Raw genomic sequence first — 16,595 nt, forward strand, 5'->3', positions numbered from 1 at the left:
GCGCCGTGAGGTAACAACACACTAAAGCAGCAACTCGATCGAATGAAATAGCCGGCGCTGCTCGGGATCTTGCGAGCGCGCCCCTTCATCGATCACTTCACGCAGGCATTCGAGAAAGCACGCGGCCGCCGGACTCGTCGGCGCGCCGCGGCGTGAGGTGATGCTGACGATGGTTTCATCGACCGTCTCACGCAATGGCAGCGCCCACAGCTGCTCCTTCGCGAGCGTCACTTCCACGAGCGGCCACGGAAAGATGCTGAGCATGTCCGTGTGGGCGAGCAGACCCAGCACGACCGCCAGCGAGTGCGCAAGCAGAATGGTGTGCGGCACCTGCATGCCACGCTTGCGGAACACATTGTCCGAGATCGACTCGCGACTCGCCGGGTCCCAGTTCAATATCCATTCCGCGTCTTCCAGTTCGAGCAGCGTGCGGCAGCCGGCCTTCGGATGATCGCGCCGCGCGACCACGGCCGAGTGCGTGGAAAACAGCGGCACGTTGTGAAACTCCGATTGCGGCGACGCGGGTGGCGGCCGTCCGATCGAAAAATCGAGGCTGCCGTCGCGCAAACGCGGCTGTACGACCGCGAGCAAGCCTTCGAAAAACTCCAGTTGCACTTCAGGCATGCGCTGCCGGAAGCGCTGCACCGTGGGCGGCAAAAACGTCAACGCGACCCACGGCGTGACGCCGATCGACAGTTTGCCGGCCGCCGCGCCGCGTAATGCTTCGATCTCGGCTTGCGCCCGTTGCAGTTGCCCCAGCACCACGCGCGCATGCACGACCAGCGCGCGGCCGAACTCGGTAAACGCGACGCCGCTCGCGCTGCGCACCACCAGCGGCGCTTGCAGATCGGCTTCCAGTTCGCGCATCGCCTTGGTCACGGCGGCGGGCGAGAGCCCGAGCGAACGCGCGGCGGCCCGGATACTTCCAGTATCGGCAATGGCCGCTAAGGTGCTGAGTTGATGCAGTTTCATCTGACAGGTAGGCGTGAGGGTGGCAACCACGAGTTGCTGCCGTAACGATTTTACGCCTGCCGCTGGATTATCGGCGTCGTTATGCTGGGTTCACGCTTTCAATGACGGAGACACGACGTGAACACCATGGCCATTCCGGCGGGCATCGCCGAACTCGAAGACGAAATGATCGCGCTGCGCCGCCAGATCCACGCGCATCCCGAGCTGGCTTATGAAGAGTTCGCCACCGGCGATCTGGTCGCCGAACGCTTGCAGGAGTGGGGCTATACGGTGCATCGCGGGCTCGGTGAGACGGGCGTTGTCGGGCAATTGAAAGTCGGCGACGGTACGCGCAAGCTCGGGCTGCGCGCCGACATGGACGCATTGCCGATTCATGAAACCACCGGCCTGTCATATGCGAGCAAGCTGCCCGGCAAGATGCACGCATGCGGCCACGACGGCCACACGGCTATGCTGCTCGCCGCCGCCAAACATCTGGCGCAGGAAAAGTGCTTCGACGGTACGTTGAATCTGATTTTCCAGCCCGCCGAAGAGGGCTTGGCCGGCGCGAAAAAAATGCTCGAGGACGGCCTGTTCGACAAGTTTCCATGCGACGCCGTGTTCGCGATGCACAACATGCCCGGCCATCCGACGGGCAAGTTCGGTTTCCTGCCGGGCTCGTTCATGGCTTCGTCGGATACGGTGATCATCAAGGTAACCGGCCGCGGTGGCCACGGCGCGGTGCCGCATAAGGCGGTCGATCCGGTGGTGGTGTGCGCGCAGATCGTGCTGGCGTTGCAGTCCATCGTATCGCGCAATATCGCGCCGCTCGATATGGCGATCATCACCGTCGGCGCGATTCACGCGGGCGAGGCACCGAATGTGATTCCCGAGACGGCCGAAATGCGTCTCTCGGTGCGTGCACTGAAGCCCGAGGTTCGCGATTATCTGCAGGAGCGCATCACGGCAGTGGCGTGCGGCCAGGCGGCCGTGTTCGGCGCGCAGGCGCACGTGGACTATCAACGTCGCTATCCGGTTCTCGTCAACGATGCGGAGATGACCGGGCTGGCGCGGCAAGTCGCGCTCGACTGGCTGGGCGAAGGCGGCCTGATCGCCGACATGCAACCGCTCACTGGCAGCGAAGATTTCGCGTTCCTGCTCGAGCGTTGCCCCGGCAGCTATCTGATCATCGGCAATGGCGACGGCGAGGGCGGCTGCATGGTCCACAACCCGGGCTACGACTTCAACGACGATTGCCTCGCCACCGGCGCCGCCTACTGGGTGAGACTCGCGCAGACGTTTCTGGCCTGAGGCCACAGCGTTTGCATAAGCGGGCAAAGCCGCCGCGCATTAGCAGGAAGAACATCACGGAGACACAGATGGACTATTCCGCCACACCGCAACCCGCAGGCACCGACGCGTTGAGCATGCAGAGCACGCCGGCCGCGCAGCCTGTCGAACGCACGAGCCACGCCAAGGCGATTGCCGCGATCACGCTGGGCAACGGCCTCGAGTTTTTCGACTTCACGATCTATAGCTTCTTTGCGACGATCATCGGCAAGCTGTATTTCCCGGTGGAAGGGCAGCTCGCGCAACTGATGCTGGCGGTCGGCACCTTCGGCGTCGGGTTCATCATGCGTCCGGTGGGCGGTATCGTGCTCGGCGCGTATGCCGATCGCGCGGGGCGCAAAGCCGCGATGAGCCTCACGCTGTGGCTGATGACGCTTGGCTCCGCGATCATCGCGTTCGCGCCGACTTATGCGGCGATTGGTGTTGCCGCGCCGCTGCTGGTCATTCTCGCGCGGTTGATTCAGGGCTTTGCGCTGGGTGGTGAGGTGGGGGCGTCGACGTCGCTGTTGCTGGAGTATGGGAGCAACAAGACGCGCGGGTTTTACGGCAGTTGGCAGTTCGTGAGTCAAGGGCTGAACACCGTGTGCGGATCGTTGCTGGGTGTCGCTTTGGCGGCGGCGCTTTCGACTGCGGCGCTGGAGAGTTGGGGGTGGCGCGTGCCGTTCGTGATCGGTATGGCGATGGGGCCGATTGGTATTTATATTCGGCGGCATCTGAATGAGACGCTGCCTGGTGTGGAAGATGGCGCGGCGGTTTCGCAGCCGGGTTCGCAGCCTGCCTCGCAGCCGGTGCGCAAGCTGTTTCGCGAGCATTCGCGCGTGATTACGACGGGCGTGTTGACGACGATCGGTGGCACGGCGGCGAACTACATCGTGCTGTTTTATCTGTCGACCTACGCGATCAGGATTTTGCATTTGCCGATGTCGTCGGCGCTCTGGGCTGCGTGGACCGCTGCGGTTGTGACGGTGATCTGTTCGCCGTTTGCCGGGGCGTTGTCCGATCGTGTTGGGCGTAAGCGCGTGTTGTGGATCTCGCGGGTGTTGCTGATCGTGGCGGTGTATCCGGCGTTCATGATTATCAATGCTTCGCCGACGGTGCCGGTTTTGTTGTCCGTGGTCGCCGGATTGGCTGTGCTCGTTGCGTTCACCGCTGTGCCTAATATCGTCATGCTGCCGGAGATGTTTCCTCGTGAGATTCGTGCTACCGGGATGTCGATTGTTTATTGTCTCGGGGTTTCTATCTTTGGTGGGTTTGCGCAGTTTTTTGCTACGTGGTTGATTCAGATTTCGGGGAGTAATCTCGCGCCGGCTTGGTATCTGATTGGGTGTGGGGTGGTTTCGTTGTTGCCGTTGCCGTTTATGCGGGAGACTGCGGGGCGGGATATTGGGTAGTGGTTTTTTGGCTGTGCTTTTTTGGGGTGTTGGCCTTTTCTTGTGTTGTTAGTGGTCTATTAGCGTTGCCCCTGTGCGGGGCGGCACCTACTTCTCTTTGCCGCCGCAAAGAGAAGTAGGCAAGAGAAAGCGGCTCAAACCGCTAGCTTATAAGCGGGTCCCTCGCGCAGTCGCGATAGTGGTGCATCTGGAATCTGTGTCCTCGCGAAATTCGCGTCAGTGACAAGGCCGTCATTCTTCCGGCGGCGCTGCACGCGCCGAAGCGGTTGTTCAATGAACACTGGCTGCATCTTTGCGGATGCGGTTCTCGGGGTCTTGAGTATTAGCGCCATCCCGTCGCCGATGCGCCTGTCTTCGCTTAAGCGGCGCGGTTCTTCGCTCACTCATGCTTAGGATAACGTTCTAGCTTATGCCGACGACCAAGAACTGTTCGTGACAATCCGCATGTGTCACCAGGGCCGAATCGTCATGGGGGTCGCCAATCGTACGACTTCGCGGCTCGCCTATGCCGCATTGAAAGAGCCATGACGATCGCCATCAACTCCGGAGACGACGGCTGGCGACGAATAGGAATTCTGGTCTCAGAACGAAATAACCGCCTCGCACGCGGCATGAATGCCGCGCGATTCGTTGGCAGAAATCGAGCAGGCGCGCACAAACCGCCATATAGAATGAAACCAATAGCCCAGCAACGTGCGGCTTGAAGTACCGCTTCGGCGCGCGCAGCGCTGCCGGAAGAATGACGGCCTTGTCACTGACGCGAAATTCGCGAGGACACAGATTCCAGATGCACCACTATCGCGACTGCGCGAGGGACCCGCTTATAAGCTAGCGGTTTGAGCCGCTTTCTCTTGCCTACTTCTCTTTGCGGCGGCAAAGAGAAGTAGGTGCCGCCCCGCACAGGGGCAACGCTAATAGACCACTAACAACACAAGAAAAGGCCAACACCCCAAGAAGCACAGCCAAAAAATCACCAGACAGGCAAAAACCCCTGCCCATTCACCGCACCGCCGACTTCCCCCCATCCGCCACCGGCCCTTCATCCTCTGCCGCCGCATCGCGAGTCTCCGGCATCGCCGCCCACACCAGCAACACAGCCAACGCTCCAGCCGCAGCCAATCCAAAAAAGCTCACAGCATTGCCAAAGTGATCGGCGACAAACCCAGCAGCGGTAGTGCTCAACGTAGCCCCGATCCCAGCCGCCAAGCCGAACAATCCAATACAAAGGTTATAACGCCCCTTACCGCCGGCCACATCGGCGGCAATCAACGGCAGCATCACGCCAAACACCGCAGCACTCAACCCATCGAGCATCTGCACCGGCACGAGCAAATAAGGGCTGCTGATCCCGGCAAACAACAACGCCCGTATCGGCAACGCCGAAAACCCGAGCAGCAGAATCGGCCGACGTCCCCATCGCTCGGCCGAGCGTCCGACCCACGGCGACATCATCGCCACGATCGCCTGCGGCACGATGATGCACGCGGCAATCACGAGCTGCACGTTGTCACCCATGCCGGCCGTCACTTCGCCGGCGGCGAGATTGAGCATCGCCGCATTCGACAAATGGAACAGCACGATACACGCCGCGAACAACAGCATCCGCTTGTCGCGCAGCAATTCGCGCAGACTCTCGCGCCGCTCGATCTGCTGCGGCGTCGGCGCGGACTTCGGCAGTTCGACGGTGTCGGTGCGCTGGATCATCGTCAGCGCGAAGAGCGCGGGCACGGCGAGCGCGGCGGTCAGCCAGAACACCGCGCGCGGCGAATAGTATTCGCCGAACACGCCCATCAGGCCGGCCGCGACGGCGCTGCCGATCGACGCCCAGCGCGCATTGCGCCCCAACCGATCGCCGAGATTCGCTCGCCCCACCAGCGCGAACGAGATCGCGGCAAGCGCCGGCGTCAGCATGCAGCTCGCGAAGCCGTGGAAGACCTCGGCGGCGATCACCGGCAGCACCGTCGGGCTGACGGCCAGCAGCACCGCGCTCAGGATGATCGCGATGATTGCCCAGGCCGCCGCGCCTTTCTTGTTGCGCAAGGCATCGACGGCGGCGCCGCCGGGCACCTGGCTCACCATCGCGCTGATGGTGCCCACGGAGAGCGCCATGCCGATCTCGCCCTGCGTCCATTTATGCGAGGCGAGATAGGACGCGATGAACGGTCCAAAACCCGTCTGCACATTGGCGACGAAAAAATTCAGCCAATCGAGCGCGCGCAAGCTGCGCGCCGTTACCAGAGTGCGGCCTATCATCGGGCCGCCCGTGCGTTGGAAACCGCCGTGGACGTGGCCGCGGCAGCCGGCGCCGCAACCGCGGCGGGTGCGGAAGCAGGAGCGGGCGCAGGCGCAGGCGCGGGCGGTGGCGCCGGCGACACCGCGCGTATCGGTTTGTCGCTGGCGTATGGCGGTGTCGCGTTGATCTGCGCATCGCTCAAATCCATCAGCGGATGCAGCTCCTTGTCCTTCGTCACGAAGCGCAGCGCCGACCAGTTGGCGGCAATCGTGCGCCGTTCGGTGCTGACCATGCCGTTGACGTCGAGCACGACCGCCTGCGGCTGCGCGTTGGCGTCGATCAATACATCGATCACGCGGCCGACCTTGGCGCCGTTCGAGCGCTCGACGGTTGCGTCGATCAGCGGCAATTGCACGGCAACCGAGGCGGCTTTGGCCGCGTTCGCCGGGACCGCGGCGGCATTCAGTGTGATGGGGGCGGCCTTCGCCGTTGGCGTGAAGCGGAACGCGCTCCACGGGAAGTTCACCTTGCGGTCGCCGACACCCAGGAAGCCTTGCAGGTTCACGACCATCTCACGCGGCTTGCCGCCGGCGTCGGCGATCAGATCGACCGCGCGTCCGACCACTTTGCCATCGGGCTTCTGCACTTCGCTGTCGAGCAGCGCGCGCGCCTCGTTGCGCTCGATGGTGCGCAGCACGATCAGCGGCGGAGGCGGCGGCGGGGGCGGCGGAGGCGCCGTGACAACAGGCGGCGGGGGCTCGACCTTGTGCGGCTTGACGACCGGCTTCTTCGGCTTTTTCGATTGTTCGGGTTCGGCCGCTTCGGTCTCGACCGGTTCGGGCGCGGACGCGACCACCGGCGCGCTGGCCGGCTCGACGGGCATCACCGTGGCGTCGACGATCGGCGCCTGCTGCGGGCCCCACAGCAGGCTGCAACCGGACAGCGCGAACAGCGCGAACACAGCAAGAATCAAGAGACGCCAGGCAGGACGCGAAAAACCGCCGCTCATCAAGAAGGACTCCATGGGCCGGTGCGGACGGGCGCAGTGAGCCGCCGCAGTTAAAACAGGTACGGGCCAGAGTGTAACCCGCGACGTCGGGCGGCCCCGTTTTTGCAGGCGATCTGACAGGTTGGCCCAAGCACGGTTCATGCCGCGCTCCGCCGTTTCGCTCGCTCATCGAAGTCCATTTTCACGCGTGAAAACCCTCAAAACCCTTTCAGATCTTCATGACAAACCGTAGGTGTAAACACGCGGACCGTGAAGCTGGTTTGCCGTCCCCTAAAGGATATAAGCATCGCGACATGTCAGGCATGCCATCCATGCGATGGGAGATATATTTGTGTTGCCCTACATTTCGAGACAGCGAATAAGACCCCAACCCACACTAAACCAACGCAACGAGACGAACCTGATGACGACCGAATCGACGGCCGTTTCAGCACGCTGATAAAGGAGGCACTCATCATGATGGAACCCCACGCCCAACCGATTTCTGAAGTCGGCGCCGAATCATTCGACGGAAAGGGCTTTCTCGACCGCTACTTTGAAATTTCCTCACGCGGCAGTTCGCAGCGTCAGGAAATCGTCGCGGGCATCACGACCTTCCTCGCGATGGTCTATTCCGTCTTCGTCGTGCCGGGCATGTTCGGCAAAGCGGGCTTCGACACCAGTGCGGTGTTCGTCGCCGTGTGTCTGACCACGGCTTTCGGCTCGCTGCTGATGGGCGTGTGGGCGCGCTTGCCGATCGCGATCGGCTGCGCGATTTCGCTGACGGCGTTCACCGCGTTCGGCCTCGTGCTCGGCAAAGGCCTGCATCCGAATGTCGCCCTCGGCGCGGTGTTTCTGATGGGTGTCGTGTTCACCGCGATCTCGGTGACGGGCGTGCGTTCGTGGATTCTGCGCAATCTGCCGACGGGCATCGCGCATGGCACGGGCATCGGCATCGGCCTGTTCCTGCTGCTGATTGCCGCCAATGACGTGGGCCTCGTCGTGAAGAATCCGGGCGCTGGTTTGCCGGTCGCGCTGGGCAATATCACCGCCTTGCCGGCCATCATGTCGGTGGCGGGTCTGGCGGCCATCTTCGGTCTGGTGCGCCGCCGCGTGCCGGGCTCGATCCTGATCGTGATCGTGGCGATTTCGGCGATCGCCTTCGTGATCGATCCGGCCATGTCGTTTCACGGCGTGTTCGCGGTGCCGTCGCTCAGCGCACCGGGTCACGCGTCGCTGATCGGCGCGATGGACATCAAGGGCGCCTTGTCGATGGCGGTTCTGCCTAGCGTGCTGGCTCTCGTGATGACCGCGGTGTTCGACGCCACGGGTACGATTCGCGCCGTCGCTGGACAAGCGGGCCAACTCGATGAAAACGGCCGCATCATCAACGGTGGCCGCGCGCTGACGGCCGACTCGCTGAGCTCGATTTTCTCGGGCCTGCTCGGCGGCGCGCCGGCAGCGGCGTATATCGAATCGACGGTCGGCGTGGCGGCAGGCGCGAAGACCGGCATGGCCGCGGCGGTGGTCGGATTGCTGTTCCTCGTGGTGATGTTCTTCTCGCCGCTCGCGGCCCTCGTGCCTTCGTACGCGACGGCGCCCGCGTTGATGTACGTGGGTCTGCTGATGCTCTCGAACGTCAGCAAGCTGCATATGGACGACATGGTCGACGCGATGTCGGGTCTGATGTGCGCGGTGTTCATCGTGCTGACCGCCAACATCGTGACGGGCATCATGCTCGGCTTCGCGACGCTGGTGATCGGCCGCGTGGTCAGCGGCGAGTATCGCAAGCTGAACGTGGGCACGGTTGTGATCGCCGTCGTGCTGGTCGGTTTCTATCTCGGCGGCTGGGCGATCTGATCGTCACGTCATAGGCTCGGGCATTGCCTGGGCCTAGCCGGGTTGCAGTATCGATCTGTTGAATCTGTGCTGGAAAGCGAGAGCGGAGTGGTGCGATTCTGGCCGCTTCGCTCGAGCCTGTAGTCGGTTGTTCTCCACCTTTGACGCGGCGCGTTGCAGAGGCTATCTGCGGCACGCCGCGTATCTTTTTTGCCGCGCTCCCCCTTTACTTTCCACGCGCTCTACGAAAGTGCGTACCTGTTCTTGACATCCTTCGCTGCGTTTCTATACTTAACCTCATGGTTAAGTTTAACGAAGCGCTACTGGATCGCACCTTTGCCGCGCTGTCCGACCCGACACGGCGGGCGTTGCTCGCGCGTCTATCGTCGAAAGATCTGTCGGTCAGTGAACTCGCCGAGCCGTTTGCGATGTCCTTGCCTGCTGTGATGAAACACCTCGACGTGCTGAGCGAGGCGGGTCTCATCACACGCAACAAAACCGGCCGCACGGTGGCGTGCCGCCTGTCCGCCGGGCCGATGGAAGAAGCCATGGCGTGGCTTGGCCGCTATCAGCGCTTCTGGTCCGAATCACTCGATCGTCTTGCCGCTTTCGTCGAAGAGGAACAAGCCCCATGTCCACCCAGCCCAGCCTCACCCTCCAGCGGCGTCTCAACGCCGCGCCCGCCAAAGTCTTCCGCGCCTGGACGGAACCGGCGCAATTCATGACATGGATGCATCCGGGCGGCTCGGACGTGGTGCGCGCGGAGCTGGATGTGCGGGTCGACGGGCGTTACGTGATCGTCTATCGCAAGCCGGACGGCAACGAGGTCGAGGTCGGCGGCCGGTATCTGGAGGTGGTGCCCGACCGCAAGCTTGTTTTCACATGGGTGTGGCGCTATAGCCCGGAGCATGAGTCGCAGGTCACGCTGCTGCTGGAACCGGACGGCGACGCCACATGGCTCACGCTCACGCACGAACGTCTCGCCGACGATGCGCAGTGTGAGGATCATCGCCGCGGCTGGACCGACGGGATCGATTCGCTGGAACGCTACGTGGCGTGATGTCGTTTGTATTCGTTAGTCTGCACGACGCAGAGAAGGAGACGCATATGGAACCGCAACACCGTACTGGGTCGAGAGAGGAATGGCTGGCCGCCAGCAGGGCATTGTTAGCCGAAGAAAAGGCGCACATGCGCGCCGGCGACGAACTCGCGCGCAAACGCCGCGCGCTGCCGTGGGTGAAGGTCGACAAGACGTATACCTTCGATACGCCGCAGGGCCGCAAGACCCTGGCCGATCTGTTCGACGGACGCAGCCAGTTGATCGTTTATCACTTCATGCTGGGCGCCGATTGGGAAGAGGGCTGCGTCGGCTGCTCGTTCCTGTCGGATCACATGACCGGGATCGTCACGCATCTCGAACATCACGATGTGTCGTACGTGACGGTGTCGCATGCGCCGCTCGCGAAGATCGAGGGTTTCAAGAAGCGCATGGGCTGGACTTTCCCGTGGGTGTCGTCGGCCGGCAGCGACTTCAATTTCGACTATCACGTGTCGTTCACGCCCGAACAGTTGGCGAGCAAGAAAGCGTTTTACAACTTCACCGAGCAGGACGTCGGCATCGATGAGCAACACGGCCACAGCGTGTTCTACAAGGACGAGAAGGGCGACGTGTATCACACGTATTCCTGCTATGGACGCGGCGATGAACGCTTCATCAACACCTACGCGCATCTGGACGTCACGCCGAAGGGCCGCAATGAAGACCGCAGCCTGACCGACTGGGTCAGACATCACGACCGCTATGAAGTGAAGACGCAAGGTGGCTGCGCCGCGTGCGGTTGACGGACCGCGGCGCTAGCTCAGGCTCGCGTTGAAAAGCGGGGACGTCATGCACCTTGGCGTCCCGCTTCGTAAAACAGCGCGAACAGTTCCGACTGTGAATTGACGTTCAGCTTCGTATAGATGTGCTTCTTGTGCGCGCGCACGGTCTCGAACGAGATCGTCAGTTTCTCCGCGATGGCGCGCGTCGAAAATCCGCTCAAGGTCAGCATCGCCACTTCCACCTCGCGTGCCGTGAGCGATGCGCGGCCACCCGACGATGCGACCTGTTCGAAGCGCGCGGCGTACGCGGGGGTGTCCGTGGGTGCTAGTGTTTCCGTTGCCGTTTCGGCGCTGGCCTCGGTCAGGGCCGACCGCGTCGCATCGAATCCCTCGTATGGCAAGCGCTGTCGCAAGAGCGCAATCACCCACGGTGCGCACAGCGCCAGCACGGCCAGATCACGCTCGCCATAGCGATGCGTCGCGCCCAGCGAAAAGGCGAGCGTGTGCCGCGCGTCGATCATGTAGTTGAAGTGCACCTCGTCGCCGACGATATTCTTCCTGAAGTACCGCTGGTAGTAATCGGTCATCGAGAAGTTGTCGGGCGCGACATCGGCCAGCGTGACGAAGCCCGAAGCGGGCGTCTCGGTAGCGGCGATATAGAACGGATCGAGTTGATAGAGGGCGGCCAGATAGTCCTGAAACATCGCATCCACGGTCCCGTCCGGCGTCGGCGATTCGGCGCACACGAGCGGCGCTTCGCCGGGTGTGAAGCGCAACGCGACCCAACTGTCGAAGGCCACATAGCGTTCGAGCGCACGTGTGAGGCGGGTCCAGAAGTGCGCGCTATCGAGGGCTTCGATAACCGCGCCGATCTCGCGATGAAAGGCCAGATCGCGCCATTCGAGTTCCATGCGTGCTCCGATGAGGGTAACCCAGCAGGGTAATTACGAACAAAAATATGTCTGGTAATAATAGGCCCAACCTGATCGCGCGGCGGCTTAAAACAGCCGCTATTCAACGCGAAGCGAACCGGCATGGACGGCAACTAAATTGCATGGGACCCGAGTCAGCACTGACTCGGGTCGACAGGAGACACAATGCTTCAACTCGAACTGGCACAGATTCCCGTCGTGGATGGCGCCGTGGGCGTCGGCGGCGCGAACGTGCAACGCGTGCTGCAAATCATCGGCCAGCGTTCGGCCGGAACCGATCTGATCGTGTTTCCCGAGACGACGCTGTCGGGCTTTCCGACGCGGCATAACGTCGGCGAAGTGGCGGAAACCATCGACGGTCCTTCGCTCACCGCCGTGCGCCATGCGGCGCGTGAAGCACGCGTGGCGGTGGCGGTGGGCCTCGCCGAGCGCGACGGCAGCCGCTTTTTCAACACCACGGTGCTGGTCGACGAGCGCGGCGAGATCGCGCTGCGCTATCGCAAGACGCACCTGTGGGCGTCGGACGTCGGCGTGTTCGAACCGGGCGACCGCTATGAAGTATGCAGCTTCAAGGGCATGACCGTCGGTCTCTTGATCTGTTACGACATCGAATTCCCCGAAACAGCGCGAGCGGTCGCCTCGCTAGACGCCGATCTGCTGATCGTGACCAATGGCAACATGGACCCGTTCGGGCCGGTGCATCGGCGGGCCATCGTGGCGCGCGCCATGGAAAACCAGATGTTTGCGGCACTCGTCAATCGTATCGGTCCGGGCGACGACAACCTCACGTTTCCCGGCGAATCGGCGCTGATCGATCCGTTCGGCGATGTGGTGTGCGACGCCGGCCAGCAGGAAACCGTGCTGCGCGCGACGCTGGATCGCGCGCGTCTCGAAGGCGCACGCGAACACTACCGTTACCTGCACGACGCGCGCATCGCACTCGATCTCGCCACCGAAGACGGCGCGCAGGGCCAACGCGCGCGCGTGATTCGCTCGCGCTGAAGCAAACGCTCAGACAGATAGCGACCGGGCGCGTGCCGCTTTGGCGGCGGCATGCACAAGCCCGGCAAATCAGTAAAGACATCGGCGCGAATCCCGCGCTGCCAGCAAGTCCGATCGATCCGGTTCGACTGGGGCGCGTGCCATGCCGCGCCCGGGGCGACGCCTGTCCATTCGCAAGAGGAGACACCGTATGACTTCATCATCATCCGCCGCTGAACCCACGGCCCCGCGCAGCGCGCATCTGAAGCGCACGCTCGGCCTGCCTTCCGTCCTGCTGTTCGGCCTCGCCTACATGGCGCCGCTGATCGTCTACGGGACGTATGGCGTGCTGGCGAGCGCCAGCCACGATACGGCGGCGCTCGCCTATCTGATTGCCCTGGTGGCGATCGTGTTCACCGCGCTCAGTTACGGCAAGCTCGCGCGGCTTTTCCCGGTGGCCGGTTCGGCCTATACGTACACGCGCAAGAGCTTCAACCCGCATCTCGGCTTCATGATCGGCTGGGCCACCTTGCTGGATTATTTTTTCCTGCCGATGGTGATCTGGCTGATCGGCGCGGCGTATCTGAGCGCCGCTTTTCCGCATGTGCCGAGCTGGATCTGGATCGTCGCTTTCATCGTGCTGACCAGTGCGCTGAACATTCTCGGCATCGAACTCGCGAACCGTTTCAACATCGTGCTGATGGTGGTGCAACTGGCGATCGTCGCGTTGTTCGTCGTGCTGTGCTGCCACTATGTGACGGCGGCCGTCGGGCCCGGCGGCCTCATTTCGGCCGAGCCGTTCTTCAAGCCGCAGGTGCCGCTCTCCGCGACGATGGCGGGCGCCGCGATCGCCGCGTATTCCTATCTCGGCTTCGATGCTGTCTCGACGTTGACGGAAGAAACCATCGCCCCTGAGAAGACCATGCCACGTGCCATCGTGCTGATCGCCCTGATAGGCGGCGCGATCTTCGTGATCGCGGCATACACGGTGCAACTCGCGCATCCGGGCGCGGTGTTCAAGGACCCGGATTCGGCGGCCTTCGAAGTCGCGCGCAAAGTGGGCGGCGATATTTTCGTCACGGTGTTTCTGGCGGGCCTGATTCTCGCGCAGTTCGCCTCGGGCATCTCGGCGCAGGCGAGTGTGGGACGTCTGTTGTATGCAATGGGCCGAGACGAGGTGCTGCCTAAACGGATCTTCGGTTTCGTGCATCCGAAGTTCAAGACGCCGGCGCTGAACATCGCGATCGCGGGCGCCATCGGTCTGGTCGCCTTGAAGCTCGATGTGGCGACTTCGACGTCGTTCATCAACTTCGGTGCGTTCCTTGCGTTCACGGCTGTCAATCTCTGCGTGATCCGCCAGTTCTTCAACGCGAAGGGCAGTGCGAATGCAATGGGTGTGATCGGCGGCCTGCTGTTCCCGCTGGCTGGCGCGCTCGCGGACGTCTGGTTGCTGGTGAGTCTGGAGAAGACGGCGCTGGTGCTCGGCGCGGTGTGGTTCGTGTTGGGCTTGTGCTATCTCGGCTGGATCACGCGCTGTTTTCGTCAGGCGCCGCCGGAAGTCGCGGTTTGATGGAACGGCTTGCGCTCATGGGTGAGCGCGGCCGTAGTGGGAGTGACGCCGCCGCGCGTGGCGTCACGCTCGAAGCGCTCGTGTTCAAAGCGACATGTCGAAGGCGGGTCTGAGGAACAGTTCGATCGCCATCACGACGAGTCCCATCGCGGCAGCCGACAGCGTCAACGTACCGTATTCGTCGTAGCGTGCATCGTAGAGACACGCCACGACGAAGAGAATCGCCAGCAGATTGGTTAGCCAATCGAAATTCAGCGCCAAAGTCATCGATCAAATCCGGGCTCATGTGCGGCTCGGATTGTCGAATCGCACGATCAGGTGAGCGCGATTCTATCGAGTCGAGCTTACGGATTCGCAACGGCGACGCTTACACTAATTACGCCCGGAAGAAGTCCTCTCGGGGTGTGCCCTGGAGGGCACACCAAAGGAAGATCCCCTCGGCTTACGCCGCGGACGAAGTCCGCTCGGGGGACAGCATGTCGTGCTCGATCCAGTCGATCACTGAGGTGCGCTTCGGCTGCCACCCCAGCAGCTTGCGCGCGCGCTCGCCGCGTACGCGGCTATTCGAGCCGAGGCCGTACGAGGCCATTTCATAACCCCATTCCTTCTGCGCTTCTTCGAGCGGCCAGTCTTGCGGCTCGCCGAGTTTCATCGCGCGCGCAATCGCGGCACTCATGTCGCGGAACGATGCTTCGCCGCTTTCGACGAAGTAGAAGGTACCCGCCGGCGTCTTATCCAATGCGAGGCGATACAGTTCGGCGACATCGTCGATGAACACGTTCGACCAGATGTTGCCGCCGCTGCCCACATGACGCACCACGCCGCTCTTTTGCGCCTGACGCACGAGGCGCGGCAACTGCACACTCGCGCTGCCCGGCACCGCGCCATGACCGTAAATCAGCGTGTTGCACAACACGGCCGAGCGGATGTTCTGCTGCGCGGCATCGAGCACCAGTTGATCGATGGCGACGCGCGCGGCCTTGTCCGCGGTCGGCTCGGGCAGCGCGTCCTCGTGATAGATGCGCGCCTGACCCGCTTCGCCGCCCGATGCATCGCCGACGATGCTCGAACCGCTCGTATGCAGAAACGTTTTGCCGGAGCCCGCGAGCCCGTCGATCAGCGCCTTGACCGCGCCTTCATGATCGCTGCTCGCGGCATTGATGACGGCGTCGGCGGCTTGCGCTTCGGCGCTCAGCAACGCGCGGTCGTCGAGCGTGCCGATCACGGGTTCGATGCCGAGGCGTTGCAACTGGGCGCTATGGTCGGGGTTGCGGATCAAACCGCGCACGGTATGGCCGGCGCGCGCCAGATGCGCTGCAATCGAACCGCCGATAAAACCGCTTGCGCCAGTGATGAAAATCTTCAAGACGTTCTCCTTGATGAGAAACACGATGACATGCACGCAGTATCCGCCGACTTGATTCTCGCAAAAACCGTGTTAGTCTCAAATCAATCTTGATTTGAAATCAACAATGAAAACATCCACCGACGAGTTGCTGGTGTTCGTCACGGTGATCGACAGCGGCTCGATCACCGCGGCTGCGGAGAAATTGGGCCAAACCGTCTCCGGCGTGAGCCGCGCGCTCACGCGCCTCGAAAAGAAACTCGATACCGCGCTGGTGCGGCGCACGACGCGCCGTCTGCAACTCACCGAAGAGGGCGAGACCTTCCTGCAGCGCGCGCGGGCGATTCTGGACGCGATGGAAGAGGCCGAGGAGTCCGTCACACGCGGACGCGAGCGGCCCTCGGGGCGCCTGCGTGTCGATGCGGCGTCGCCCTTCATGCTGCATTGCGTGGCGCCGCATATGACGGCGTTTTCGGCGCAGTATCCGGAGATCAGGCTGGAGCTGACCAGCAATGAACGGATCGTGGATCTGCTGGAGCAGAAGGTGGATATCGCGATCCGTATCGGCGAATTGCAGGATTCGACTCTGCATGCGCGCGCCCTCGGCACCAGCAAGCTGAGAGTGCTCGCGAGTCCGGCGTATCTGGCCGAATATGGCGAGCCTAAATCGGTGGAGGCGTTGCGCGAGCATCGGCTGATCGGCTTCACAGCGCCGGAGCATCTGAATCGCTGGCCGTTGCGGGAAGGGCGCAAGGGCGGTGCCGAGTCGCTGAAGATCGAACCGGCGATCACCGCTTCGAGCGGCGAGACGTTGCGGCAACTGGCGCTGTCGGGTTGGGGCATCGCCTGTCTCGCCAATTTCATGAGCGCGGCCGATGTGCGCGAGAAGCGTCTCGTGCCGATTCTCGGCAACGCGCTGGTGGACGAGCGGCAGCGGGTGAGCGCGGTGTACTACCAGAGCGCGTCGCTAGCGGGGCGCGTGCAGTGCTTCCTGGATTTCATCGCGGCGCGCGTGAAGCTTTAGCCACGCTGTCCCATTACTCGCCCAATAAGAAGGAGCTCGCGGCTCGCCTGAGCACGCGGGCTTTTTTGCGTCACAAAAAGCCTTTCCTATAACGCTCTTATAGGCAGCGAAGCGCGCCCGTTCGCCAGTGAAATCTTTTTGTCCGTCTCGCGCCTGCAATTTTGAACGTG

General features: G+C 62.6%; 15 protein-coding genes. 9 read left to right on the forward strand and 6 right to left on the reverse strand.

Annotation, left to right across the window (positions count from 1 at the left end):
- Positions 1-21: 21 nt before the first annotated feature.
- Positions 22-972, reverse strand: a complete 951-nt coding sequence (locus tag ACQKRQ_RS37540; protein WP_132375086.1) for a LysR family transcriptional regulator — start codon at positions 970-972, stop codon at positions 22-24.
- 117 nt (positions 973-1,089) lie between these two features.
- On the opposite strand from ACQKRQ_RS37540, the gene ACQKRQ_RS37545 reads away from it, so the two are divergent.
- Together ACQKRQ_RS37545 and ACQKRQ_RS37550 are read left to right on the forward strand one after the other, a co-directional pair.
- Positions 1,090-2,262, forward strand: a complete 1,173-nt coding sequence (locus ACQKRQ_RS37545; RefSeq protein ID WP_427482695.1) for a M20 aminoacylase family protein — start codon at positions 1,090-1,092, stop codon at positions 2,260-2,262.
- Between the two features lie 68 nt (positions 2,263-2,330).
- Positions 2,331-3,692, forward strand: a complete 1,362-nt coding sequence (locus tag ACQKRQ_RS37550) for an MFS transporter (RefSeq protein WP_427482696.1) — start codon at positions 2,331-2,333, stop codon at positions 3,690-3,692.
- Between the two features lie 999 nt (positions 3,693-4,691).
- On the opposite strand, the gene ACQKRQ_RS37555 is transcribed toward ACQKRQ_RS37550, so the two are convergent.
- Together ACQKRQ_RS37555 and ACQKRQ_RS37560 are read right to left on the reverse strand one after the other, a co-directional pair.
- Positions 4,692-5,945, reverse strand: a complete 1,254-nt coding sequence (locus ACQKRQ_RS37555) for an MFS transporter (RefSeq protein ID WP_132375084.1) — start codon at positions 5,943-5,945, stop codon at positions 4,692-4,694.
- Positions 5,942-6,934 carry a PRC-barrel domain-containing protein gene (locus tag ACQKRQ_RS37560; protein WP_427482698.1) on the reverse strand — a complete coding sequence of 331 codons (993 nt, stop codon included), beginning with the start codon at positions 6,932-6,934 and terminating at the stop codon, positions 5,942-5,944. The genes ACQKRQ_RS37555 and ACQKRQ_RS37560 overlap by 4 nt, the downstream gene beginning before the upstream one ends.
- A 456-nt stretch (positions 6,935-7,390) precedes the next feature.
- Between ACQKRQ_RS37560 and ACQKRQ_RS37565 the strand changes: the two genes are divergently transcribed.
- The 4 genes from ACQKRQ_RS37565 to ACQKRQ_RS37580 all read left to right on the forward strand — a co-directional run bounded on the left by ACQKRQ_RS37565 (position 7,391) and on the right by ACQKRQ_RS37580 (position 10,594).
- Positions 7,391-8,773 carry an NCS2 family permease gene (locus tag ACQKRQ_RS37565; protein WP_132375083.1) on the forward strand — a complete coding sequence of 461 codons (1,383 nt, stop codon included), beginning with the start codon at positions 7,391-7,393 and terminating at the stop codon, positions 8,771-8,773.
- 278 nt (positions 8,774-9,051) lie between these two features.
- Positions 9,052-9,477 (forward strand): ArsR/SmtB family transcription factor, encoded by a 426-nt coding sequence (locus ACQKRQ_RS37570; protein WP_132376937.1) that lies wholly within the window; start codon positions 9,052-9,054, stop codon positions 9,475-9,477.
- The gene (locus ACQKRQ_RS37575) at positions 9,474-9,812 is read left to right on the forward strand and encodes an SRPBCC family protein (protein ID WP_243658172.1); all 339 of its coding nucleotides are present in this window, start codon (positions 9,474-9,476) and stop codon (positions 9,810-9,812) included. The genes ACQKRQ_RS37570 and ACQKRQ_RS37575 overlap by 4 nt, the downstream gene beginning before the upstream one ends.
- A 47-nt stretch (positions 9,813-9,859) precedes the next feature.
- Complete coding sequence (locus ACQKRQ_RS37580) at positions 9,860-10,594, forward strand: DUF899 domain-containing protein (RefSeq protein ID WP_408280239.1); 735 nt, start codon at positions 9,860-9,862, stop codon at positions 10,592-10,594.
- A gap of 44 nt (positions 10,595-10,638) precedes the next feature.
- Here ACQKRQ_RS37580 and ACQKRQ_RS37585 read toward each other — a convergent pair whose 3' ends face one another.
- A complete protein-coding gene (locus ACQKRQ_RS37585) occupies positions 10,639-11,484 on the reverse strand; it encodes a response regulator transcription factor (RefSeq protein WP_427482702.1) in 846 nt (281 codons plus the stop codon).
- A 186-nt stretch (positions 11,485-11,670) separates the two neighbouring features.
- On the opposite strand from ACQKRQ_RS37585, the gene ACQKRQ_RS37590 reads away from it, so the two are divergent.
- Positions 11,671-12,507, forward strand: coding sequence for a carbon-nitrogen hydrolase family protein (locus ACQKRQ_RS37590; RefSeq protein WP_408318506.1), 837 nt, complete (start codon positions 11,671-11,673; stop codon positions 12,505-12,507).
- 190 nt (positions 12,508-12,697) lie between these two features.
- Positions 12,698-14,056 carry an APC family permease gene (locus ACQKRQ_RS37595; protein WP_427482704.1) on the forward strand — a complete coding sequence of 453 codons (1,359 nt, stop codon included), beginning with the start codon at positions 12,698-12,700 and terminating at the stop codon, positions 14,054-14,056.
- A gap of 84 nt (positions 14,057-14,140) precedes the next feature.
- Here the strand turns inward: ACQKRQ_RS37595 and ACQKRQ_RS37600 are convergent, their stop codons facing one another.
- On the reverse strand, positions 14,141-14,323 hold the full coding sequence (locus ACQKRQ_RS37600) for a hypothetical protein (protein WP_012432554.1): 183 nt from the start codon (positions 14,321-14,323) through the stop codon (positions 14,141-14,143).
- A gap of 175 nt (positions 14,324-14,498) precedes the next feature.
- Positions 14,499-15,422, reverse strand: coding sequence for an NAD-dependent epimerase/dehydratase family protein (locus ACQKRQ_RS37605; protein WP_427482706.1), 924 nt, complete (start codon positions 15,420-15,422; stop codon positions 14,499-14,501).
- Positions 15,423-15,528: 106 nt separating this feature from the next.
- Between ACQKRQ_RS37605 and ACQKRQ_RS37610 the strand changes: the two genes are divergently transcribed.
- Positions 15,529-16,425, forward strand: a complete 897-nt coding sequence (locus tag ACQKRQ_RS37610) for a LysR family transcriptional regulator (protein WP_132375076.1) — start codon at positions 15,529-15,531, stop codon at positions 16,423-16,425.
- Positions 16,426-16,595: the final 170 nt, after the last annotated feature.

Origin of the sequence: Paraburkholderia sp. NPDC080076, from assembly GCF_050281145.1 — a bacterium.
Lineage (GTDB): Bacteria > Pseudomonadota > Gammaproteobacteria > Burkholderiales > Burkholderiaceae > Paraburkholderia.

Coding starts and splice junctions, on each gene's coding strand:
- ACQKRQ_RS37540 (WP_132375086.1), bottom strand. CDS start 972: ATGAAACTGCATCAACTCAGCACCTTAGCGGCCATTGCCGATACTGGA.
- ACQKRQ_RS37550 (WP_427482696.1), top strand. CDS start 2,331: ATGGACTATTCCGCCACACCGCAACCCGCAGGCACCGACGCGTTGAGC.
- ACQKRQ_RS37555 (WP_132375084.1), bottom strand. CDS start 5,945: ATGATAGGCCGCACTCTGGTAACGGCGCGCAGCTTGCGCGCGCTCGAT.
- ACQKRQ_RS37560 (WP_427482698.1), bottom strand. CDS start 6,934: ATGAGCGGCGGTTTTTCGCGTCCTGCCTGGCGTCTCTTGATTCTTGCT.
- ACQKRQ_RS37565 (WP_132375083.1), top strand. CDS start 7,391: ATGATGGAACCCCACGCCCAACCGATTTCTGAAGTCGGCGCCGAATCA.
- ACQKRQ_RS37570 (WP_132376937.1), top strand. CDS start 9,052: ATGGTTAAGTTTAACGAAGCGCTACTGGATCGCACCTTTGCCGCGCTG.
- ACQKRQ_RS37575 (WP_243658172.1), top strand. CDS start 9,474: ATGACATGGATGCATCCGGGCGGCTCGGACGTGGTGCGCGCGGAGCTG.
- ACQKRQ_RS37580 (WP_408280239.1), top strand. CDS start 9,860: ATGGAACCGCAACACCGTACTGGGTCGAGAGAGGAATGGCTGGCCGCC.
- ACQKRQ_RS37585 (WP_427482702.1), bottom strand. CDS start 11,484: ATGGAACTCGAATGGCGCGATCTGGCCTTTCATCGCGAGATCGGCGCG.
- ACQKRQ_RS37590 (WP_408318506.1), top strand. CDS start 11,671: ATGCTTCAACTCGAACTGGCACAGATTCCCGTCGTGGATGGCGCCGTG.
- ACQKRQ_RS37595 (WP_427482704.1), top strand. CDS start 12,698: ATGACTTCATCATCATCCGCCGCTGAACCCACGGCCCCGCGCAGCGCG.
- ACQKRQ_RS37600 (WP_012432554.1), bottom strand. CDS start 14,323: ATGACTTTGGCGCTGAATTTCGATTGGCTAACCAATCTGCTGGCGATT.
- ACQKRQ_RS37610 (WP_132375076.1), top strand. CDS start 15,529: ATGAAAACATCCACCGACGAGTTGCTGGTGTTCGTCACGGTGATCGAC.